Origin of the sequence: Pseudomonas fluorescens (assembly GCF_002837185.1) — a bacterium.
GTDB lineage: Bacteria > Pseudomonadota > Gammaproteobacteria > Pseudomonadales > Pseudomonadaceae > Aquipseudomonas > Aquipseudomonas fluorescens_AM.
Genome location: NZ_KZ478003.1, coordinates 80,777 through 104,282 on the forward strand (window position 1 = coordinate 80,777; position 23,506 = coordinate 104,282).

Annotated in this window: 14 protein-coding genes; 6 read left to right on the plus strand and 8 right to left on the minus strand. The window is 60.3% G+C overall.

All coding sequences use genetic code 11. The features are described 5' to 3' along the window. Positions 1-7: 7 nt before the first annotated feature. A complete protein-coding gene (locus CIB54_RS18025) occupies positions 8-1,711 on the plus strand; it encodes an AMP-binding protein (RefSeq protein ID WP_101220527.1) in 1,704 nt (567 codons plus the stop codon). Between the two features lie 115 nt (positions 1,712-1,826). Here the strand turns inward: CIB54_RS18025 and CIB54_RS18030 are convergent, their stop codons facing one another. Beyond that, the gene (locus tag CIB54_RS18030; RefSeq protein WP_101220528.1) at positions 1,827-2,942 is read right to left on the minus strand and encodes a Gfo/Idh/MocA family protein; all 1,116 of its coding nucleotides are present in this window, start codon (positions 2,940-2,942) and stop codon (positions 1,827-1,829) included. A 317-nt stretch (positions 2,943-3,259) separates the two neighbouring features. Between CIB54_RS18030 and CIB54_RS18035 the strand changes: the two genes are divergently transcribed. Further along, positions 3,260-4,327 carry a WD40/YVTN/BNR-like repeat-containing protein gene (locus CIB54_RS18035; protein WP_101220529.1) on the plus strand — a complete coding sequence of 356 codons (1,068 nt, stop codon included), beginning with the start codon at positions 3,260-3,262 and terminating at the stop codon, positions 4,325-4,327. Between the two features lie 16 nt (positions 4,328-4,343). Next, complete coding sequence (locus CIB54_RS18040; protein ID WP_101220530.1) at positions 4,344-6,719, plus strand: efflux RND transporter permease subunit; 2,376 nt, start codon at positions 4,344-4,346, stop codon at positions 6,717-6,719. 102 nt (positions 6,720-6,821) lie between these two features. Here the strand turns inward: CIB54_RS18040 and CIB54_RS18045 are convergent, their stop codons facing one another. Beyond that, positions 6,822-9,791, minus strand: coding sequence for a dermonecrotic toxin domain-containing protein (locus tag CIB54_RS18045; RefSeq protein ID WP_101220531.1), 2,970 nt, complete (start codon positions 9,789-9,791; stop codon positions 6,822-6,824). A 292-nt stretch (positions 9,792-10,083) separates the two neighbouring features. After that, positions 10,084-13,026, minus strand: coding sequence for a dermonecrotic toxin domain-containing protein (locus tag CIB54_RS18050; RefSeq protein ID WP_101220532.1), 2,943 nt, complete (start codon positions 13,024-13,026; stop codon positions 10,084-10,086). Between the two features lie 167 nt (positions 13,027-13,193). Here CIB54_RS18050 and CIB54_RS18055 point away from each other — a divergent pair, with 167 nt between their 5' ends. From CIB54_RS18055 to CIB54_RS18065, 3 genes are all read left to right on the plus strand, one after another. Beyond that, positions 13,194-13,490 carry a DUF5629 family protein gene (locus CIB54_RS18055; protein WP_065952719.1) on the plus strand — a complete coding sequence of 99 codons (297 nt, stop codon included), beginning with the start codon at positions 13,194-13,196 and terminating at the stop codon, positions 13,488-13,490. Then, positions 13,477-14,652 carry a lactonase family protein gene (locus CIB54_RS18060; protein ID WP_065952501.1) on the plus strand — a complete coding sequence of 392 codons (1,176 nt, stop codon included), beginning with the start codon at positions 13,477-13,479 and terminating at the stop codon, positions 14,650-14,652. The genes CIB54_RS18055 and CIB54_RS18060 overlap by 14 nt, the downstream gene beginning before the upstream one ends. A 155-nt stretch (positions 14,653-14,807) precedes the next feature. Next, positions 14,808-14,987, plus strand: a complete 180-nt coding sequence (locus tag CIB54_RS18065) for a hypothetical protein (RefSeq protein ID WP_065887413.1) — start codon at positions 14,808-14,810, stop codon at positions 14,985-14,987. A gap of 119 nt (positions 14,988-15,106) precedes the next feature. Here the strand turns inward: CIB54_RS18065 and CIB54_RS18070 are convergent, their stop codons facing one another. The 5 genes from CIB54_RS18070 to CIB54_RS18090 form a co-directional block, all read right to left on the minus strand. After that, complete coding sequence (locus CIB54_RS18070; RefSeq protein WP_101220533.1) at positions 15,107-15,700, minus strand: glutathione S-transferase; 594 nt, start codon at positions 15,698-15,700, stop codon at positions 15,107-15,109. Beyond that, positions 15,697-19,335 (minus strand): SbcC/MukB-like Walker B domain-containing protein, encoded by a 3,639-nt coding sequence (locus tag CIB54_RS18075; protein WP_101220534.1) that lies wholly within the window; start codon positions 19,333-19,335, stop codon positions 15,697-15,699. Before CIB54_RS18075 ends, CIB54_RS18070 begins: the two co-directional genes overlap by 4 nt. Further along, entirely contained in the window at positions 19,332-20,573 is a 1,242-nt protein-coding gene (locus CIB54_RS18080; RefSeq protein ID WP_101220535.1) for an exonuclease SbcCD subunit D C-terminal domain-containing protein, read from the minus strand. The genes CIB54_RS18075 and CIB54_RS18080 overlap by 4 nt, the downstream gene beginning before the upstream one ends. A 260-nt stretch (positions 20,574-20,833) precedes the next feature. Continuing rightward, the gene (locus tag CIB54_RS18085) at positions 20,834-22,078 is read right to left on the minus strand and encodes a saccharopine dehydrogenase family protein (protein ID WP_101220536.1); all 1,245 of its coding nucleotides are present in this window, start codon (positions 22,076-22,078) and stop codon (positions 20,834-20,836) included. A 28-nt stretch (positions 22,079-22,106) separates the two neighbouring features. Then, positions 22,107-23,204, minus strand: a complete 1,098-nt coding sequence (locus CIB54_RS18090; protein ID WP_065887408.1) for a carboxynorspermidine decarboxylase — start codon at positions 23,202-23,204, stop codon at positions 22,107-22,109. Positions 23,205-23,506 lie beyond the last annotated feature (302 nt).

A 23,506-nucleotide genomic window follows, 5' to 3' on the forward strand; every position in this document is an offset into this window, starting at 1 on the left:
CACTGCCATGAACGCCATCAGCCTGGAACAGACCGAACGCATCTGGTTGAACGCCTACCTGCCCGGCGTGCCGGCGGACATCGATGCCGCCATCGAGGATTACCCCTCATTGCGCGAAGTGTTCCTGGAGCACCTGGAAAAATTCCGCGAGCGCGTGGCCTATGTCAGCATCGGCACGCCAATGACCTACGCCGATTGGAACATCCAGGGCCACGCCTTCGCCGCCTGGCTGCAGGGCCAGGGGGTGAAACGGGGCGACCGTGTCGCACTGATGATGCCCAATTGCCTGCAGTACCCGATCTGCCTGCTGGGCACGATTCTGGCGGGCGCGGTGGTGGTCAACGTCAATCCGTTGTACACCGCCCATGAACTCAAGCACCTGCTCAAGGACAGCGGCGCCGAGACCGTGGTGATCTTCGAAAACTTCGCCCACACCCTGGAAAAAGTCGTGTCCGGCAGCAGCGTCAAGCGCGTGGTGGTGGCGGCCATCGGCGACTTGCTCGGCACCTTCAAGGGCGCGGCGATGAACTTCATCCTGCGCAGCGTGCAAAAACAGGTGCCGGCTTTCAGGTTGCATGGTTCCGTGCGTTTCAACCAAGTGCTCAAGCAGGGGCGGGGGCTGACGTACCTGCCGGTCAGCCTGGACCGCGATGAGCTGGCCTTTGTGCAATACACCGGCGGCACCACCGGCGATGCCAAGGGCGTGATGCTCAGCCATCGCAATATCATCGCCAACCTGTTGCAGGCCAAGGCCTGGGTCGGCGACCAACTGGACCAGGACAAGCAGGAAACCAACGTCACCTTGTTGCCGCTGTACCACATCTTTTCCCTGACGGTGAACTGCCTGATGTTCATGTGCCTGGGCGGGCGCAATATCCTGATCGCCAACCCACGGGACGTGAAGCGGGTGCAGATGATCCTGCGCAAGGAGCGCTTCAACGGGATCGCCGGGGTCAACACGCTGTTCAACGGCCTGCTGGAGAACAAGGAATTTTGTGCGCGGGACTTTTCCGACCTGCGCCTGGTGATTGCCGGCGGCATGGCCACGCACACGGCGGTGGCCAAGCGCTGGAAGGACGTCACCGGCGTACCGATCGTCGAGGGCTACGGGCTGACCGAGTGCTCACCGGTGGTGAGCATCAGCCCTATCGACATTCATCGTATGCGCGAGATGGCATTCACCGGCAGTATCGGCGTGCCCTTGCCGTCGACCTGGGTGCGCTTTATGCGTGAAGACGGTGAACTGGCCGAAGTCGGCGAGCCGGGCGAATTGCAGGTGCGCGGTCCGCAAGTGATGCAGGGCTACTGGAAGCGTCCGAAGGAAACCGCCGAAGTGCTGGACGCCGAGGGCTGGTTGTCCACCGGTGATATCGGGGTGATGGATGAACGCGGTTACATTCGCCTGGTGGACCGCAAGAAGGACATGATCCTGGTCTCTGGCTTCAACGTGTACCCCAACGAAATCGAAGACGTGGTGGCGATGCACCCAGGGGTGGCGGAAGTGGCGGCGATTGGCGTGGAAGATGGCGTGACCGGCGAGAGGGTCAAGATCATCGTGGTCCGCAAGGACCCGAGCCTGACCCAGGAGCAGATCCTCGCTCATTGCCGGGAATACCTGACCGGGTACAAAGTGCCGCGCTATGTGGAGTTTCGCACCACGGAATTGCCCAAAACCACGGTGGGCAAAGTACTACGCCGAGCCCTGCGCTGATAGCGAAGGTGACGCGGACCAAATGTGGGAGGGGGCTTGCCCCCGATTGCAGAGTGTCAGCCAATGATTCAGTCACTGACCCACCGCAATCGGGGGCAAGCCCCCTCCCACATGTTCAAACCGTGCCCACTGTTACCCAGCGCGCCTCACGGGCCGCAATGCGAATCGCCGTCGCCAACCGCTCCACCGCCCACGCCGCCTCAAAATCAGTGCCATCGCCACGTTGCCCCGCCAGCGCCATGATCAGCTCCTGTACCTCCAACGTCTTGAGCTCGTTGTAACCCAACTGATGCCCCGCTGCCGGGCTGAACGCGGCATAGCCGGGCAGGGCAGGGCCGGCGAGCAAACGCTGGAAACCGTCCTGGCCGACGCGGCACAGGCGCAGTTCGTTCAAGCGTTCCTGGTCGAACGCGAGGGTGCCGAGGGTGCCGCTGATTTCGAAACTCAAGTGGTTTTTGTAGCCGTGCTTGAGCCAACTGCTGCTCACCGTGCCGCGCGCGCCGTTGGCAAAACGCAGCAGGGCGTGCACCTGGTCATCCACGGCGATGGATTTCAATTCGCTGCTGCCTTGGGAGGCCGGCCGTTGCGCGTGGACGGTGTGGGTATCGGCGCACACGCTGACCACTTCGCCGACCAGATAACGGGCCATCGACAGTAAATGGCTGCCGAGGTCCGCCAGTGCGCCGCCCGCGTGTTCCACCTCACAGCGCCACGACCAGGGCGAGGCCGGGTCGGCCATGAAGTCTTCGCTGAACTCACCCTGGAAACTGATGATCTCGCCCAGTTCGCCGCTGGCAATCATCTGTCGCGCCAGCACGATCATCGGGTTGTGCTGGTAGTTGTAGCCGACGCGCGTCACCACTCCGGCCGCGCTGGCCGCTCGACGCATCGCATCGGCCTGTTGCAGGCTGACCGCCAGCGGCTTCTCGCAATACACCGCCTTGCCCGCCGCGATCGCGGCCATGGCCATGGGGTAGTGCAGGTGGTTGGGCGTGGTGATGGCTACTACATCGACCCTGGGGTCGTCGATCAGGGCCTGCCAGTCGGCATGGGCCTGGGCAAACCCCCAGGCGCTGGCGCAACGCTGTGCGCGTTCGCTGTCGGCATCGGCCAGCGCCGCCAGTGCAAGCGTGACCGGCAATTCGAAGACCGCCCGGACGTTGTTGAACGCCAGCGCGTGGGCGCGCCCCATGAAGCCTGTGCCGATCAAGCCGATTCCGAGTTCACGCATCGCCGTGGTCCTTTGGATTATTGTTTTCGGGAGGCCTATTAATGGAATAAATATTCTCAATATTCAATAGATAGAATAAAAATTCATTAGGGGGTGGCGATCACCAGGCGCAGGCGAATCATCATTTCAGCTGATGCAGCGATATTCAGCTTGTGGCCAAATGCCGTCAGTTAACAAAAGATAACGTAGCGCCGATTGTCAGACGATTCGAAAGCCCGATAGGATGGCTCGTGCTTGTCCCAGGCGCTCTAGATTGCAGGTTTCAGAGCCCTGCGCCAGGCGACACGACCTAACAATAATAAATGGGAGAAAGGTCTATGAGTGAGCCTGTCATGGGTTGGGATGTTTGCCGCCCACGCGCCGCACGCAAGGTTGCGTTGCTGGCCACAGCGCTCTCGCTGTTTGGAGCCGTCGCATTACCGGGTATTGCCCAGGCCGCCAGCGATACCCCCGCCGCGGCGGCGTTTGCGATTGAATCCCCCAAGGCCGCCAAAGGCCTGATGATCGATGTGGTCCACGCCGGCAAGCGCCTGGTGGCGGTCGGTGATCGCGGGCATATCCTCTATTCCGATGACCAGGGCAGCACCTGGGTTCAAGCCAAAGTCCCTACCCGGCAACTGCTCACGGCGGTGTTCTTCGTCGATGCCGAGCGCGGCTGGGCGGTTGGCCATGATGCGCAGATCCTTGCCAGCAGCGACGGCGGCGCCAGCTGGACCCAGCAATACCAGGACCTCAAGCGCGAAGCGCCGTTGCTCGACGTGTGGTTCAACGATGCCAATCACGGCCTGGCCGTAGGCGCCTATGGTGCGCTGATCGAGACCTCCGATGGCGGCAAGACCTGGCAAGACGTCAGCGACCGTCTCGACAACGAAGACCAGTTCCACCTCAACGCCATCGCCTCGATCAAGGACGCCGGCCTGTTCATCGTCGGCGAGCAGGGCAGCATGTTCCGCTCCAGCGATGACGGCCAGACCTGGGAAAAACTCGAAGGTCCCTACGAGGGCTCGTTGTTTGGCGTGATCGGCACCGCTCAGCCGCGCACCCTGCTGGCCTACGGCCTGCGCGGCAACCTTTACCGTTCCACCGACTTTGGCGGCACCTGGGAGCCGGTCGAGTTGAATGCCGCCCGGGGTGCCCTCGAATTCGGGCTGTCGGGGGCGACCGTGCTCGATGACGGTTCCATCGTCGTGGTGGGCAATGGTGGCAGCGTGGTGGTCAGCCACGACAATGGCCAGACCTTCAGCGTATTCAACCGCCCGGACCGGATTTCGCTGTCAGCGGTGACGGCGGCAGGTAATGGCAACTTGATTCTGGTTGGGCAGGGCGGCGTTCGCGTCGCCACGGCCACCGGCGCCGAACCGCTCCTGAATAAAGAGCCAAAATAAGAAGAAGGCGGGAAATATGAGCAGTCATCACAACGATAAAGCGACCTTTCTTGAGCGCCTGATCTTCAACAACCGCCCGGCAGTGATCGTGATCTGCCTGCTGGTGAGTGTCTTCCTGTTCTGGCAGGCGACGTTGATTCGCCCGTCCACCAGCTTTGAAAAGATGATCCCCCTCAAGCACCCCTTCATCGAAAAGATGATGGAGCACCGCAATGACCTGGCCAACCTGGGCAACACGGTGCGCATTTCGGTGGAGGCCAAGGACGGCGACATCTTCACCAAGGAGTACATGGAAACCCTCCGGCAGATCAACGACGAGGTGTTCTACATCTCCGGCGTCGACCGCTCGGGCCTCAAATCGCTCTGGAGCCCCAGCGTACGCTGGACCGAAGTGACCGAAGAAGGCTTCGCCGGCGGTGAAGTGATCCCGCAGAGCTACAACGGCTCGCCGCAAAGCCTCGATCAACTGCGCAACAACGTGCTCAAGTCCGGCCAGGTCGGGCGTTTGGTCGCCAACGATTTCAAATCGAGCATCGTCGATATCCCGCTGCTGGAGTCCTATCCGGACCCGCAGGACCAGGGCAAGTTGCTGGCCCTGGACTATCGCAAGTTTTCCCATGAACTCGAAGACAAGATCCGCGACAAGTTCGAAGCCCAGAACCCCAACGTCAAGATCCATATTGTCGGCTTTGCCAAAAAGGTTGGCGACCTGATCGACGGTCTGGTCATGGTGGTGCTGTTCTTCGGCGTCGCGTTCGTCATCACCCTGGTTCTGCTGCTGTGGTTCACCCACTGCCTGCGCAGCACCATTGCGGTGTTGAGCACGACCTTGGTGGCGGTGGTCTGGCAACTGGGGCTGATGCACTTCTTCGGTTTCGGACTGGACCCGTACTCGATGCTGGTGCCATTCCTGATCTTCGCCATCGGCATTTCCCATGGCGTGCAGAAGATCAACGGCATCGCCCTGCAATCCAGCGAGGCGGACAACGCGCTCACCGCCGCGCGGCGCACCTTCCGGCAACTGTTCCTGCCGGGGATGATCGCGATTCTCGCCGACGCAGTGGGCTTTATCACGCTGCTGATCATCGACATCGGCGTGATCCGCGAACTGGCCATCGGCGCCTCCATTGGCGTGGCGGTGATCGTGTTCACCAACCTGATCCTGCTGCCGGTGGCGATTTCCTACGTCGGCATCAGCAAGCGCGCTGTCGCCAAGAGCAAGAAAGACGCGAATCGCGAACATCCGTTCTGGCGCCTGCTGGCCAAATTCGCCAGCCCCACCGTCGCCCCGGTGTCGGTGCTGCTGGCCCTGGTCGCGTTTGGCGGCGGCCTGTGGTACAGCCAGAACCTGAAGATCGGCGACCTCGACCAGGGCGCGCCGGAACTGCGCCCGGATTCGCGTTACAACAAAGACAACAACTTCATCATCAGCAACTACTCCACCAGCTCCGACGTGTTGGTGGTGATGGTCAAGACCCGCGCCGAAGGCTGCTCGCGCTATGAAGCGATGGCGCCCATCGACCAGTTGATGTGGAAGATGCAGAACACCGAGGGCGTGCAGTCGGCGATCTCGCTGGTGACCGTGTCCAAGCAGATGATCAAGGGCATGAACGAGGGCAACCTGAAGTGGGAAACCCTGTCGCGCAACCCGGACGTGCTGAACAACTCCATCGCCCGTGCCGATGGCCTCTACAACAACAATTGCTCGCTGGCGCCGGTGCTGGTGTTCCTCAACGACCACAAGGCCGAAACCCTTGACCGCGCGGTGCATGCGGTGCAGGACTTCGCCAGGGAGAACAACAAGGATGGCCTGGAATTCATCCTCGCCGCCGGTAACGCCGGGATCGAAGCTGCCACCAACGAGGTAATCAAGGAATCGGAGCTGATCATCCTGATCCTGGTGTACCTGTGCGTGGCGACCATGTGCATGATCACCTTCCGCTCCTGGGCGGCGACCCTGTGCATCGTGCTGCCGCTGGTACTGACCTCGGTGCTGGGCAACGCGCTGATGGCGTTCATGGGCATTGGCGTGAAGGTCGCGACCTTGCCGGTGGTGGCCCTGGGCGTCGGCATCGGCGTGGATTACGGCATCTACATCTACAGCCGCCTGGAAAGCTTCCTGCGCGCTGGCCTGCCGCTGCAAGAGGCGTATTACCAGACGCTCAAGTCCACCGGTAAAGCCGTGCTGTTCACCGGCCTGTGCCTGGCCATCGGCGTGTGCACCTGGATCTTCTCGGCGATCAAGTTCCAGGCTGACATGGGCCTGATGCTGACGTTCATGCTGCTGTGGAACATGTTCGGCGCGTTGTGGCTGCTGCCGGCACTGGCGCGGTTCCTGATCAAACCCGAGAAGCTGGCGGGGCAGAAGGGCAATTCGTTGTTTGCGCACTGAGCCCGGTTGCCCATAGGCCATGTGGAAAAAACGCCCGACCTGGCTCGTCGGGCGTTTTTACTTTCTACTTGTCGATGGCGGCGTCTTGCCTTGTTCTGAAGGCTATGCGTCGGTCACGGTGGGCGAAATCTGGGCCCTGCGAGTGCGTTCGCTGGTCAGTCGCTTGAGCACGCTACCGCCTTTCACGCGCAGCCTCATATCGAACGACCAATTGCCTTGTTCGTCCACTTTCACGCGAGGTCCACGCGTACTTGTATTATCGCGAACGATCGCCATACGTTCGTCGTCCAGCATGACGACCTTGAAACGAATCCCATGGATAATCAGGTGCCAGGCATTGTCGATCAGGTATAGCCCGCGGTACGGACCATCCGGCGATGCTGCAGGTAGCTCTTTGAAATAGGCAACGCCGAAAAAGCTGGTTATGTTCGCCCAATGCCCATATGGCATTCTGTTTCGGAAATAGGTGTATTCAAATTCCAGTGCTGAATCGAGCTTTTTGTTGGCTCCTTCGTAGTAGCCAATCACGTTTTCCGTGAGTATCACGTTGCTGTGGAGCTGCTGGCCCTGCGGGGATTGGCGAGGTGCGGGCAGGCGTAATGCGCGGTCTTTGAGCAGGCAATCCACGGGCTCGGAGGTCGTCGCAACCGGCATGCTTTCGGCGAGCAGGATAGCCAGGTTGAGTGTCAGATCGGCTATGGCCACTTCTCGTGCGACGGGTTCATTGCTGTTGAGTGCAGGCAGATCAGGCGTCAATTGATTCACCAACGTGCCAAGCCAAGTAGTCAGCAAAACAGGTGCTCGGTGTTGCGCCAGCAATAACGTATTGAAGGGGCCGCCGCCCATTTCCAGTAAGGCTGTCCAGCGTCTTTTTTTATTCAGCGACGCACTGTCGCCCCCCACATCGATCAGCGCTTCTACGAGGTAGTAGTAGAGGAAGGACTGTGCGTTCGAGAAGCCCATGGCTGTCAGCGAGCGCTCTACCTCGCGTTGATCGGCCAGTTGTGCAGCAGGTGGAGGTGAAACGGGTACAAGCGGGTCATCCTGAGAAACATCCAGGTGATGGGGCGCCAGGAAGCCACCGTTTTCGTAGACAGTCCGTGCCTCATCGGGCAACCAGGCCAGCACACTGTCTTGCAGGTCTCCTGGCTGTGAGATGGCATTCAACAGCGCGTCGCGTGTGGCGAACTCACAGAAGGATTGTGTATAAAAAGGGCGGTACAGCAGGTGGGGACCTTGGGTCCGGTCCTGCGCTTCGATGAGGAACATAGCGCTGACTACGTCAGGCTCAGCTGCAGGCGCGCGCAACAGGGCCAACGGTTGGATGATCACCGACGGGGTGTCGGCGAAGCCTTCGCTTGCGATGGAGGGTTCGTTGATGGGGTGCTGCAACAGCGTGGCAAGGTATTCGGCGCCCAGTGCGCTGACGCTGCTCGGTTGTTTCAGATGTAACTCCAGCGCCTGCAGCGGTAATTGATAACATAACTGGGCGACGAGCTTGCGCCGGCGCTCGAAAACCTCTGGGGTGTAATCCAATAACTGTGTTTCCAGGTAGTCGGAATAAGCCTTGCCGATATCCAGTCTCTCAATCAGCCCGCCGGTGCGGGTGATGAAGTCCGCCGTCAACCAGTCGGGCAGGGCCAGCCCATCTTGGTGTGCCAGCGTGATGGTGCCAGCGGGGCGGCCCTTCAGGCAGGTGATGACCAGTTCCGTCAGGCTCATCGACTGGGTGGAGACGCTCTGGGACGTGCCTTCGGCGTCAGCAACAAGCGTCACGGTGACAAGCACTTTGTCGGGTGCATATGTCTGGGGTAGCGCAGCCTCTTCGTCGCTCGCAGGCATGCTTTGCTGCTCGGCGTCGAGCGCCGTTGCCAAGGCGGCGGCGGTGAAGGCGTTGATGTCCGTGATGCCGCTGAGAAAAGTATGGCCTTTGCTTAGCAACTTGCTGTTAGCCAACCCCAGGCTGTAGCGGGAATAGTTTTTCTTAGGCATGGGCGAGGCGTTTTGGAGCCAATCCGGCAGATGCTGGCGCAGAGCATTTTGAAACTGTGCCTGGACTTGGGTCGTCTTGGCAAAGTAGAGCGCAGGGTCGCTGAGCTCATGGTAAAGCGCTTGCAACTTGGCCTTCCCGAAGTCGCAGGGCAGTTGCACCGCTTCAATGTCCAGCAATTGTTGATTCAGGACCAGTTCGGCTTGATGCCCGAACGCATCGCCATAAATTTCGTAACGCTTGCAGCTCAGCGAGTTGACGCGGTATTGAGCGGTGAGGGCGCTGCCCCAATGCTGGTTGAAAGCATCCATCGAAGCAAATGTCTCGATTTTTCCACCTGGATGACATAACAGAACGACCGTGCGCGTATCGACGGTACGCTCCAGCAGCAACTCGGGAGCAAATAGAACCGAGTTGCCGCTGGCGCTGTTCAGGTAGGTTTCCAACTCGTAGGCAAGGGTGTTGCTTTTGTAGTTGTTCGACCAGCGAGGATAGCTCTCAGGGAAGTCAATGATCTGTTGTACCGTCTCGCGTTCAATATCACTCAAGCCTGGCTGGGTCAGAACTGAAATCTGCAGCGCTTGCACAAGGCTGTCAGTGAGTAAACTCCAGCGGCTGGGTTGCTCGCCGGACGGGTTCCAATAGGCGGTCAATGCCTGTTGCAAGCCGATCGGCAGCGACCAGGTCAGTTCGCGAATCAGTGCCTCGATCTGCATCATGTCAAGCGCGTCACCGGCGGGGGTGGTGATGGGCGTGGGTGCCTGCTCAGTGAGGAAAAAGGCGTACGAGCCTACCGCACGAAAGTCCAAGGCGGCCCCTGTTGCCAGATAGTCCAGCGCTTTTGTCGTGAGGCATTCGTAGGTATAGCTTCCATCGGCCTGGGGGATGGCTAACTGGGTGCGAGGAAGGTCCAATGCCACGCCGGGATATTTTTGCGTAATGGTTGTCGCCAATATGTGCTGGATCACGGACTCAAGACTGGGGCGGCCGGCGAAAAGTGCATCGACGGTAGCTGCCATGTTGGGGGATTGCGTGAGCGTCACGTCGGTGGTCTGTGGCTCGTCGGTGGGTGGTAGCAACATATAGGTGTCTCCACGATTGGTTGATCGAACATCATGCGATTGATGACGAGTTAACGCCGATCTCGTGGAGAAGGAGGGGTAGCCGGGTACCTCAGGCTGCGCGCTGGGGTTTTGTGGCTGTTGCCAGCGCTGGGGCGGTTGCTGATCAAAGGTGTAAAGCTGGCGGGGCAGGAGGGTAAGCGGCTTTTGCCGAGCATGCCACGTTGTTCGTCCGCCACAGCCTGTGGACTATCGGCTGCCGCCAGCAATGAGGCGTAGCGTGCACCGCGCTGCGCCTTGGCTTTCAGGTATGTCAGATGCTTTCTGAGTTGTTCGATAAGCTAGTGTTTTGCCGGGTACTGCGCCGACGTTCGGTGGTTATACGTGTAAGAACCGTGCCGCCGCTCAGGCGCAAACGCAGGTCTGGCGACCACTGGTTTTGTCCGTCCCGTTTGAGATGGGGCCCTGGGCGAGTCGTGTCCCTGTCGTCGACTATCATCACCCGCTCGCCCTCCAGCAGGTTGACCCTGTAGAGAAAGGGGTCGATAAATGCATGCCAGACGCCTTCTATCACATACAGCCCTCGACGCGGGCCGTAACGTATAGGTTCGGGTAGTGTGTCAGGACGATCCGCGTTTAACCTCATGACGTTCCACCACGCATACCTCGACAGTTTGTTTTTGACGTGGGTGTATGAAAACTCTAAGGCAGAATTGAGTTTTTTGTTGGGGCCAAGATAGTAGCCTTCGCTGTGCTCGGTCAGCGGTGCGCCTTGGCTGCGTGGCCAGTGTTCCGGTGCCAGGCGAGGTGCGAGGGGGCGCATTACGCGGTTCTTCAATGTGGTTTCCAGAGGCGCGTGAGGGGTGCCATTTGGGGACCTTTCGACGAGTAATATGGCCAGGTTGACTATCATCTCGGCGGTCGCTGTCTCTCGTGCAACGGGGTCTTGGCTGTCGAGATTGGGCAAATAAGGCCGCAATTGGTTTGCCAGCTCGCACAGCCAAGGTGTGAGCAAGACAGGGTCTCGCCGCTGCGGCAGTAACAACGCATTGAACAGCGTACCGCCGGTTTCCAGCAGTGCGGTCCAGCGCTGGCTTGGCTGGGGCGCTGAGTTGCCATCGGCCTCATCGACCAAGGCCTTGACGTTGCAGTCGTAAAAGTAAGGCAGCAACTGTTCATAATATAAATAGGGCAGCCGCTCGTTACCTGCAGGCACCGCCAATTGTGCGGGGGTGGGAGGATCATCCGGGACAGGCTCGTCATCCAGGCCACCCGGCGGAATGTGCGGCGTTTGGAAACCACCCTTGTCATAGATTGCACGTGCTTCGATGGGTAGCCACGCCAGCACGCTCTGTTGCAGGTCTGTGGGTTGTGCGATCGCCTCCAACAGGGCTTCACGGGTCGCAAATTCGCGTAAGGACTCAGCGTATAGCGGGCGGTAAAGCACATGCGGGCCTTTCGTAACGTCCCACGCTTCAATGATGAACATGGCGTTGACCACGTCCGGTGCTGCTCCCGCTTGGCGCAACAGCGCCAACTTACGCATGACGATCGACTGGTTGTCTACAAAGCGTTCGCCCTGATCTTCCAGCAATAGCGTGGCGACGTAGCGGACGCCCAAGGCGCTGATACCGCCCTCATTTTTCAGGTGCAGCTCAAGCGCCACCAACGGTAGTTGGTAGCGCAACTGCTCGGCGAACAGGCGCTTGCGCTCGGTCACTTCCGGGGCGGGGCTCAACAGGCGCGATTTGAGGTATTCGGGGTAAGTCTTGCCGATGTTGATCGTTTTGATCAAACCATCGGTGCGGGTGATGAAGTCCGCCGTCAACCAGTCGGGTAAGGCCAGACCGTCACGATGTGTCAGCGTGAAGGGCGCACGAGGGCATTCCTTCAGATTGGTTATGGCCAGTTCGGTCAGGCTCATTGGCGTGCCCGCCACCGACTGCGTTGTGCCGGAGGTGGTGGCATTGTGGGTAAAGGTGAGCAGCACTTTGTCGGGGGCATAGGCATCGGGTGACGGAGCTTGCTCGGCGCCCGGTTGTGCGCGTTGTTGTTCTGCACTCAGGGCCCTTGTCAACGCATCAACGGTAAAGGCCTGAAGATCCAGGATATCGCTGAGAAAGGTACGGCCCTTATTGAGCAATTTGCTGCTGCTTACCCCGAAACTATAACGGCAGTAGTCTTTTTTCTGAGCCTCGGAGGTGCCGTGCAGCCACTGCGGTAATTGCGGGTTCAGGAAACGCTGATACTGCGAATTGACGTGGGTTGTGCTGGTAAAACAAGACGCTGGGTTGCTGAGTTCATGGTAAAGCGCTTGCGCAGTGGTCTGGCCAAGGTTACAGGGCAGGCGCACGGCTTGGACGTTGTTCAACTGCTGATTCAGGATGAGTTCTGCCTGATGCCCGAACACATGGTTCTGAAATTCGTAACGCTTACAGCGTATTGAGTCGACGAGGTAGTGGTCGTTGATCCGGGCGCTCCAGTGCTGGTTGAACGCATCCATCGAGGCAAAGGGTTCGATTTTCCCTCCGGGATGGCATAACAGCACGGTGGTACGTGTCCCGACGGTGCGCCTGAGCAGCAGCTCAGGGGAAAATAGAACCGCGTTGCCGGTGCTGCTGCTCAAGTAGGTTTCCAGCTCGTAGACCCGTGTTCTTTCTTCTACGTATTTTGTAACGCGCTGACCATTGTCAGGAAGGTCGATGATTTGTTGCACAGACTCGCGCTCGAAATCGGTCAGCCCCGGTTGTCTCAGAGTGCTGATTTGCAGCGCTTGCGTGAGGGCATCGCTGAGCAAGCTCCAACGACTGGGTTGTTCGCTGATCGGGTTCCAGTAATCGGTCATTGCGTCCTGTAGCCCGATCGGCAGCGACCAGGCCAATTCGTGAATCAGTTTCTCGATTTGTTTGATGTCCGGCGTCTCGCCCGCGGGTGTCTTGACGGGGTGGGGGACGTTCTCGGTGAGGAAAAATGCGTGTGAGCCAACGTCGCTGAAGTCTATCGGTGCTCCCGTTGCCAAATAGTCGAGGGCTTTTGTCGTGAGCCGCTCGAACGTATAACTGCCGTCGGCAGCGGGCATGGCCAGTTGCGTACGGGATAGATTCAGCGCCAGGCCCGGATATTTTTCGTCAATAGTTGCGGCCAGTGTTTTCAGTACAACGCTTTCAAGGTTCGGCCTGTCTGCAAACACAACGCTGACGGCGCCGGCCATGCTGGCGCTGTCAGTGGGTGGTGCGTTGGAGGGGGACGGTTGCATTAAGAGAGACTCCACGTTTGTCGATCAAACATCACAGTGATGCTCGACTACTTAACGCTGATCTCTCGGTGAAGAAGGGGTAGACGGTTACCCCATGCTGGTCAGGGGCTTAGGTTGATGCAGCAATTTGCCCTATCATGAGGTCTTTCCCCTTGATGATTGATGTCATGACTGCCGACACCGCTACTTTGCTCGATGCGTTTAAAGATTGCCAGATGGTCGAAATTGATGGGTTGCATACCTTTGATTTCAGCCTGGATGACCAACTGCTGCTGATCACCTGCATGGATGGCCGCGCTGAGAAACGCTGGAGCTTCAGTCTGGAGCAAGTCAATGCGGCGGTGTTTGATCAAACCTTGCAAAGCTGGACCCTTACCGGTGACTCGGGCGAGCATCGCCTGGTTTGCATGAGTGGTGTCACCGGCAACAATAACGACGAGGACGAAGCGGATGATGATGCGTAAATTCTGGCCCCTGCTGATGGCCGGCAGTGTTGGCGCGATGTCGGTGCAGGCCGCACCGGCCGATACCCATGCACTGTTGGTCGGCAGCTATACCGCCGGCAGCAGCGAAGGGATCTATCGCCTGCAATTCGACAGCCGTACCGGGCAGTTCAGCGGCAAGCCGGTGCTGGCGGCGAAAACCGCCAACCCGTCCTGGCTGACGCTTTCCAAGGACCAGACGCAGCTGTTTGTGGTCAACGAAAACGGTCCGGGTCAGGACGATGTGGTCGGTCGCGTCAGCAGCTACCGCATCGATCCGCAGAACCATCAGCTTACCCTGATCAATCAGGTGCAGAGCCTGGGCAATGAGCCGACCCACTCCAGTGTGGCCGCCGACGGGCGTTATCTGTTTGTCGCCAACTATTCGGTGGTGGAAGACCCGGGCGGAAGCCTGGCGATTTTGCCGCTGGACACCCGCGGCAAGCTGTCGGCGCCGGTGCAGTTGAGCGGGCACCCGGCCAGCGGTGTGAACCCTGAACGCCAGGCTTCCAACCACGTGCATTCGGTGGTGTCGTCGCCGGACGGCAAGTATGTATTCGTGCAGGACCTGGGTGCGGACAAAGTGTTTGCCTACCGCTACGACCCCAAGGCCAACCACGAGCTGCCGCTGACCCCGGCCGAGCCGGCCGCCGTGCAACTGCCACCGGGCAGCGGCCCGCGCCACTTGCTGTTCAGCGCCGATGGCAAGCATGCCTGGCTGACCACCGAGATGAGCGCCCAGGTGGCGGTCTTCGACTACAACGATGGCAAGCTTGCGCAAACCCAGTTGGTGGATTTCGCCGCCGGCCAACCGGTGTCCGATAAAGCCGGCGCTGCGCTGCACGCCTCCAGCGATGGCAAGTTTCTCTACGTCAGCAACCGTGGCACGGCCAATCAACTTGTCGTCTTCAGCATCGACCCGGCCACCGCGCACCTCAAGGAAATCCAGCGTCGCTCGGTCGAAGGCGACCACCCGCGCGAGTTCAGCCTGGACCCGAGCGGCAAGTTCCTGCTGATCGCCAACCAGAAAAGCAATGAAATCGTGGTGGTCGAGCGCGACCCCAAGACCGGCCTGCTGGGTAAAACCGTGCAGAAATTGCCGATCGATGCGCCGAGTGACCTCAAGTTCCTGGTGCGTCAATAAGCCACAGGCCCCAAAACGCGGGGCCTGAGCTTTACTATTAATTTTATTGATGACGGCTACTGTTTCAAAGCATTTCTAAGGTTCAACCCTCGGGCGTAAGTTGGGTTCCAAGGCCTCCCCGGCCACCAAAACGAACGCACACGAGGGTTACCGCTATGAACTTCAATCTTTTCTCGATCATCGCCGCTTCCGCTGTTTCCGCGACCGTAGCCCTGCCTGCGGCAGCCAGCGTGGACGTCACCAGCAAAAAATCCGGCACCACTGCCTATACCCAGAAGTACCTGCAACAAAGCGCCAACTTCTATGCCGCACTGGATCACAAGACCCAGGGCTGACACAGATCAACCTGTGGGAGGGGGCTTGCCCCCGATAGCAATCTGTCAGACAACGCACCGATGACTGATAGACCGCAATCGGGGGCAAGCCCCCTCCCACAGGTTGATTGATGTTGGTTTCAGGGTTTTGCCATCACCGCCATAAACAGCGGTGACTCCAGAATCCGCTGCAGCCACGCCTGAAGCCGCCGATACGGCGCCCCCGCAAACCATTCACGATCCACATGAGCGAACTGTCGCACGAACGGCACCACCGCCGCGTCCGCCAGGCTCAGGTGCCCGGCGAGCAAGTACTCACGGTCCGCCAGCAAGTCCTCCAGCTTCTGCAGGAACACCTCACCCTCGGCCCGATAATGTTCCATTGGTTGTTCGGGGTAGCGCTCGGCGTACTTGTATCGATTCAAGTGATGTTTGAACACCTGGTCATTCTCGGCAATCAACGCCAGCACCGCAGGGTCGCCTTGCAGCAGCCAATCATCGGGATCGTGCTGCGCCAGCGCCCATTGCATGATCTCCAGGCTTTCCTCGATCACCCGGCCGTCAAGGCTCAACACCGGCACGGTGCCCTTGGGCGACAACGCCAGCATTTGCGCCGGTTTGGCCTTGAGGCTCACCTCGATGATCTCGACCGGTACGCCTGAATAGCGCAGCGCCAACCGCGCGCGCATGGCATAGGGGCAGCGCCGGAACGAATACAGCAGCGCCTCGCTCACTTGACCTCCAGGGTGCTCAAGCCGTTGCCCTGGCGCTTGACCTGGATCTGCACCGGGATGCGTTCGTGCATTTCCTGCACGTGGGAGATCACCGCCACTTTGCGCCCCTGGGCCTGCAAACCGTCCAGGGCATCCATGGCCAGTTGCAGGGATTCGGGGTCGAGGCTGCCGAAACCTTCGTCGATAAACAGCGACTCGATCTTCAAGGTACTGGAAGCCATCGAGGCCAGGCCGAGGGCGAGCGCCAGGGAGACGAGGAAGGTTTCGCCGCCTGACAGCGAGTGCACCGAGCGCAGCTCGTCGCCCATCTCGGTGTCCATCACCAGCAGGCCAAGCATGCTGCCGCCGCGTTTAAGGCGGTAGCGGCGCACCAGTTGGCGCAATTGCACGTTGGCATGGTGCACCAGCAGGTCGAGGTTGTAGGCCTGGGCGATTTTGCGGAACGTGTCGCCGGTGGCCGAGCCGATCAGCGCATTCAGGCGGGCCCAACGCTGCCATTGGTCATAGGCCTTGGCGATCTGTTCGGCCAGGGCGTGGTTGGCGTCCTGGCGTCGCTGGTCTTCGGCCTGGCGGGCGCGCAGTTCGGCGCAGTGTTTCTCGCCCTCGGCCAGTTGCTGGTTGAGCGCGGCGAGGCTGGTGTCCAGCTGTTCGGCGTCCAGGTTGCCGGTGTGCAAGGCCTGATGCTCGGCGAGGCGCTGTTCGCGCTCCTGCAGCAAAACCTTGGCCTGCTCGACGGCTTTTTCGCGGGTGTGCAGCTGCTGGCGCAGGTCTGTGACCTGGGCCTCGTCGAAGGCCAGCAGACGGGCCAGGCCTTCATCATCGAGCTCGGGGTGCGCGGCGCGCCACGCATTGATACGCGTGTCCAGGGCCTGTTGCTCCGTCTCGAGCGCTTGCTGACGTTCAAGCAGGGCCTTGAGATCGGCGACCAGTTGCACCAGCGCCGTGTGCACCGCGTGCAACTCCTGGCTGGCGTCGGCTTCGCTTTGCCGCGCCTGGGTGACGGCCTGGTCCAGCTGCTGTTGCCACTGTTCGGCACTCTTGTGCTCGCCGAGCAGGGCGCTGAGTTTGGCCTCGGCGTCGTGTTGCTGGGTGCAGAGCTGCGCGACCTGCAGATTCAGTGCTTCCAACTGCTGCTGGCGATGCTGCTGATGGGTCTGTTGTTTTTCAATGGCCTGCTGGCGCGCTTGCTGTTCCGCCAGTTCATCGCGCTGATGGGCCAGTTGTTCGAGACGCTGGCTGACCTGCTGGTCAAGCTGCAGGAAGGTCGCCGCCGGCTCACTGCGCAAGCCTTCCAGGGTTGCGGCGGGCAACAGGCTGGCGAAGCTGGCGAGCTCCGTATCGAGGCGCTCGCGGTCACTGGCCAGGGCGCGCTGCTGGTCGAGCAACACTTGGCGGGCCTGCTGGCTGGCGTCCTGGGCGGTCTGCAACTGCTGCTGCAAACGGCCGGCGTTTTGTTGCAGGTTGAGCAGGGCGCCCTGGCGCTGTTCGTCCTGGGCGATGCTTTGCGTCAGTTGGGCCAGTTGCTGGGCCAGCCAGTCGGTGCGTTTGACGGCGTCCTGATGCAACAGCGTCGCGTACAGTGGGTGCGCTTCAAGGCTCGGCGCCAACGCCTGCTGCTGCAGCGCCAGCTGTTCCTGTTGTGCCAAAAATTCCTTTTGTTGAGCGATCAGCCCACCCACTTCGCCGCGTAGCTCGGTGAGTGTTTCCTTGAGGCGCTCGACGGCTTGCTGCGCTGCGGCCTCTTCGCTTTCATCGTGGCGACCCAGGCTCTGCAACAGCGCTTCGGGCTGGTGATATGGATGTTCGTGGCTGCCGCACACCGGGCAGGGCTGGTCATCCTGCAACTGTTCGCGCAGTTCCTCGACGCTGGCACTGCGGGCCAGGCGCTGGCGCTCCAGCAGTTGTTTGGTCACCGTCAGGGTTTGCTCGGCCACCGTCAGTTCGGCTTTGGTTTGCAGGCCGGTCTGGTTCAGTTGCTCGCGTTGCTGCGCCGCGTCGGTGAGTTTTTGCGCCAGGGCGCCGGCCTGTGTGTCGAGCTGCTGCTGACTGCCCCACAAGCGGGCGAGGTCTTCGAAGGCGCGTTGTTGCTTGCGATTGTCCTGCAGGAGGCTGGCGAGCAATTGAATCTGTTCGGCCACCGCGTGCGGTTCGGCGCCGGCCTCCTGGTACAGCAGGTCCAGGGCTTCGCGTTGCTGGGTAAATTGCTCGACGGCGGCGTTGACGCGCTGTTCAAGTTGCGGCAGTTCGGCCTCGCCCTGTTTCAGGCGATTGCCGATTATCATCAGTTGTTGCAGGCGGTCGCGGTAGGCCGTCCAGGCATCGCTCAATGGCGCGAGGGTGGCGCTGCGCTCCAGTTCGGTGGCCAGGCTTTGCAGACGCTCGGCGACCTGGGCCTGCTTGTCCTGCAGGCCCTTGAGCAAGGCTTGGCCTTCGCGGCAGGCGCTTTCATGCTGCTGTTTGTCCTCGGTGCGCTTGGCCAGGTCTTTGGTCAAGTGGGTGAGGGTGGTCTGTTCTTCGAAGGCCTGGCGCAGCAAGGGCGCGGCGTGTGCCTGGTTCTGCTGGGCTTGGGTCAGGGCCGATTGAGCGGCGGCCTGCTGTTGTTGTGCCTGTTCCTGGCGACTGTGCAGCGCGGTTTGTTGCTCAAGGTGCTGTTGAATCTGCGCGGCGAGCGGGGCCAGCAATGCGTCGAGTTCAGCGCGCCGCACGAAGTGATGGCGCTGCGGCGCGAGCTGGTCCAGGCGCGTCAGGTCCTGGCGCTGCTGGCCTTGGCTGTCCCACAATTGTTGGGCTTGCTGCAGCTGCTCGGCGGCGCTTTGCTGGCGCTCCTGCCACTCGCGCAACTCCTTGAGCCAGGTGTGCTGCAACTCCAACTGCTTGAGTTGGGCCTGCTGGGTTTTGAGTTGCTGTTGTGCCTGGCCCAGCTGTTGATCCAGCTCGGCGCGCGCTTCGCCAGACAGAGGCACCACGCCGCTGGCCTGGTCCTGCAACTGTTTGTGAACGTCCCTGGCATCCTTGGCCTTATCGAACGCACGGCGACCCAGTTGGGTATACAGCGCGGTGTCGGTAAGTTTTTCCAGCAGTTCGCTGCGCTCGTTGTCGTTGGCCTTGAGAAAGGCGCTGAACTCGCTTTGCGCCAGCAGCACCGCGCGGGTGAATTGTTCGAAGTTCAGGCCCAGGGCCAGTTCCAGCTGGGTCTTGTATTCGGTTTTCTGACTGGCCAGCAGCTGTTCGCTGTCCAGGTCGATCAGGCTCTGGCGGCTGTTCTGCAACTTGCCGCTGGCCTTGTCGCGCGCGCGATTGGCTTCCCAGCGTGCACGGTAGCGGCGGCCGCTGACGCCGACGAAATCCACCTCGGCATAGCCGCCGCCGGTGCCCCGCCTGAGCAGGGTGCGCGGGTCGCCGATGGAAATGTCGCTGTCGGCATCCGGCATCTTGGCCTGGCCGGTATCACCCAGGCGCGGCACCGCGCCAAACAGCGCCAGGCACAGCGCATCGAGCAAGGTGCTCTTGCCGGCGCCGGTCGGCCCGGTGATCGCAAACAGACCGGCACTGGCCAGCGGCTCGGCGGTGAAGTCGATTTCGAACGGCCCGGCCAGGGACGCCAGGTTTTTCAGGCGGATGGCGAGGATCTTCATGGCTGTTCAGCCTCCTGTTGCACTTCCTGGAGCAGCACGGCGAAGTCCTTCAAGGTCTGTTCATCCACTTCGCTGCCATAGCTGTCCTGCCAGGCGCGGCTGAACAATTGCTGAGGGGTGAGTTGGTCGAGTTCGACCAGACGCTCTTCGTCACCGTCTTCGCGCGGGCCAATGCCTGCGTATTCGGCGGCGATGCGCACCAGGCGCACGGCCTTGCCTTGCAGGGCGGTTTCGATCTGCTGGCGCAGGTCCGGCTGGGGTTCGTCAAGGCGTACCCGGACTTCAAGCCACGGGTGCCGTTGGGTTTCGGCCAGCAAATCCACATCGGGCAAGTCGGCCAGCTGTTTGAGGATCTCTGCCAGAGGCGCGGCTTCCAGGCGTTGCAGGTTGACCGAACGCGGAATCGGCAGCGGTTCGACGCTGACCAGTCTTTCGCCCTGGAACGTCACGTCGAGCACCTGGTGCTTGTAGCCGATTTCGGAAAAAGACAGCGGAATCGGCGAGCCGCTGTAGCGGATGCGCTCTTCGCCATTCACCTTCTGCGGCTTGTGCAAATGGCCGAGGGCGACATAGCCGACACTTCTATCGAATAGTTTGGCCGGCAGCGCCTCGGCATTGCCGATGATCAGGCTGCGCTCGGAGTCTTCCGACACCGACCCACCGGCCATGTGCGCATGGCTGATGGCAATCAGCGCCTGGCCTTTTTTGCGTTTGGCATTGGCGGCGGCGATCAGCCATTCATGCACCTGGCCGATGCCCTGCAGGTAATCATCGCCCAACTGCGCGCCCGTGACTTCCGCCGGGCGCAGGAACGGCAGCGCCAGGCACCAGGCGGCGATCTTGCCTTTGGCATCCGGCAACGGGATCAACAGGCGTTCGGCATCCAACTGGCCATCATCGAGCCACAACACCCGGCCCAGGGCGTGGGTGCGCAGGCGGCGCATCAACGGTGCGGGCAGTTCGATGCGCGAACCGGAATCATGGTTGCCGGCAATCATCACAATCGTCAGTGTCGGATTTTGTTCGTGGGCGCTGATGATGAAGTCATACAGGCGCTCCTGTGCCTTGAGCGGCGGGTTGACCGTGTCGAAAATATCGCCGGCGATCAACAGCGCATCCGGGCGATGGACCTTCAACTGGTCCAGCAGCCATTCAAGGAAACAGGCGTGTTCGAAGTCGCGTTCCTGGCCGTGCAGGTTTTGCCCAAGGTGCCAGTCGGAGGTGTGGAACAGACGCAAGGCGAACTCCGTGCAGAAGAGGGAAAGGAGGGGAGTTTACCTGTAAAAGCACACGGGGTGCCTGCAGGTAGGCCCGGATCCAATGTGGGAGAGGGCTTGCCCTCGATAGCGGTGGGTCAGCCTGCTTACCTGAATCTGACGTACCGCTATCGGGGGCAAGCCCCCTCCCACAGCGATCGCGTTGCTTTATTGGGTATCCGCGCCCCAACAAAAAATGCGCCCCTGAGGGCGCATTTCTTTGTTCGGCCAGCGATCACCCGTCAGGCAGGCGCATTCCAGGTCCGATCACCGTGCGCGTCCTTGATACGGGTCGGCAAGCCCATCACGTCCAGCGCTTTCAGGAACGGTTCGGCCGGCAGTTCCTCGACGTTGGCCATGTGTTTCACATCCCACTCACCACGCGCTACCAGCAGCGCGGCGGCGACCGGTGGCACGCCGGCGGTGTAGGAGATGCCCTGGCTGTCGGTCTCGGCAAAGGCTTCTTCGTGGTCGGCCACGTTGTAGATGAACATCTCGCGCGGCTGGCCATCCTTGGTGCCTTTGACCAGGTCACCGATGCAGGTCTTGCCGGTGTAGCCGGGGGCGAGCGAAGAAGGGTCGGGCAGGACGGCCTTGACCACTTTCAACGGTACCACTTCCAGGCCTTCGGCGGTCTTGACCGGTTTCTCGGAGAGCAGGCCGAGGTTTTTCAGCACGGTGAACACATTGATGTAGTGTTCGCCGAAGCTCATCCAGAAGCGCACGTTGGGCACGTCGAGGTTTTTCGACAGCGAGTGCACTTCATCGTGGCCGGTGAGGTAGAGGTTCTGCGAGCCGACGACCGGCAGGTCGTCGGTGCGTTTGACTTCGAACATGGTGTTGCTGGTCCACTGGCTGTTCTGCCAGCTCCACACCTGTCCGGTGAACTCGCGGAAGTTGATTTCCGGGTCGAAATTGGTGGCGAAGTATTTGCCATGGGAGCCGGCATTGACGTCGAGAATATCGATCGAATCAATGCGGTCGAAATGCTGTTGCTGCGCCAGCGCGGCGTATGCGTTGACGACACCCGGGTCGAAGCCCACGCCAAGGATGGCGGTGATGTTCTTCTGTTTGCACTCTTCCAGGTGGTTCCATTCGTAGTTGCCGTACCACGGCGGGGTCTCGCAGACCTTGCCCGGCTCTTCGTGGATGGCGGTGTCGAGGTACGCCACGCCCGTGTCGATGCAGGCGCGCAGCACCGACATGTTGAGGAACGCGGAACCCACGTTGATGACGATCTGCGAGTCGGTCTCGCGGATCAGGGCCTTGGTCGCTTCCACGTCCAGGGCGTTCAGCGCGAAGGCCTGGATGTCGGCGGGAACCTTGAGGCTACCCTTGGCCTTGACGCTGTCGATGATGGCCTGGCATTTGGAGATGTTGCGCGACGCGATAGCAATACGACCAAGTTCGTCGTTGTGCTGCGCGCACTTGTGGGCCACCACCTTGGCGACACCTCCTGCACCAATGATAAGAACGTTCTTTTTCAATTGCTTTATCTCTCCTTTATCCGCCAGCTTACGAAAGGCTGGACAGGTAGTCGTCGTAACCAAATTCACGAACCACTTCGACTGTACCGTCGAGTTGTTTCACTACGATGGACGGCATTTTCAGGCCGTTGAACCAGTTTTTCTTGACCATGGTGTAGCCTGCGGTGTCGATGAACGACAGCCGATCGCCGATGGCCAGCGGACGATCAAATTGGTACTCGCCGAAGATGTCCCCGGCCAGGCAGGATTTGCCGCACACCATTACGGTGTGTTCGCCCTCGCTTGGCGCCAGCTTGGCGTTGAGGCGATAGATCAGCAGGTCCAGCAGGTGGGCTTCGATGGAACTGTCGACCACGGCGAGGTTCTTGCCGTTGTAGAGGGTGTCGAGCACGGTGACTTCGAGCGACGCACTGTTGGTGATCGCCGCTTCCCCCGGTTCCAGGTACACCTGCACGCCGTACTTCTCGGAGAATGCTTTCAAGCGTGCGCAAAACGCGTCCAACGCATAGCCTTCACCGGTGAAATGGATGCCGCCGCCGAGGCTGACCCACTGGACCTTGTGCAGCAGCGCGCCGAAGCGTTCTTCGATGGTGCCGAGCATCTTGTCGAACAGACTGAAATCGCCGTTTTCACAGTTGTTGTGGAACATGAAGCCGGAGATCTGCTCGATCACCCCTTCGATCTTCACCGGGTCCCATTCGCCCAGGCGGCTGAACGGACGCGCCGGGTCGGCCAGCAGGTAATCGGAGCTGCTCACTTGCGGGTTGACCCGCAGGCCACGGGTCTTGCCTTCGCTGCGCTCGGCAAAGCGCTGCAGCTGGCTGATGGAGTTGAAGATGATCTTGTCGCAGTTGTCCAGCATCTCTTCGATTTCATCATCGGCCCAGGCCACGCTGTAGGCATGCGCCTCACCTTCGAACTTCTGGCGGCCGAGCTTCAACTCGTACAGCGACGACGAGGTGGTGCCGTCCATGTATTGCTGCATCAGGTCGAACACCGACCAGGTGGCAAAGCACTTGAGTGCCAGCAGAGCCTTGGCGCCGGACTGCTCGCGCACGTAGGCAATCTTCTGCATGTTGACCAGAAGCTTCTGTTTATCGATGAGGTAGTACGGCGTTTTGATCATTTTTGAGAGCCTGCGGCGGTGCCTGCCAAAAAAGGACACGCATTGTGCCCGCACTTGGAACAGATCGAAAGGTTAGTGGGCGGAATTTGCGTGCCGGGTTTCAAGCATAAGCCCTGAGTATGACCATCCATGGATGTACACCGCCCTAATGTGGGAGGGGGCTTGCCCCCCGATGGCGGTCTCAGGGTCGACCAGGATGCTGGATCAGACCGAGTACATATCCGTTTCTGCGGTAACGGCTGCTATGGGTTCCGCTTTTACAGCGGGTCACTTTTGGAAAAGAGCCCCAAAAGTAACCAAAA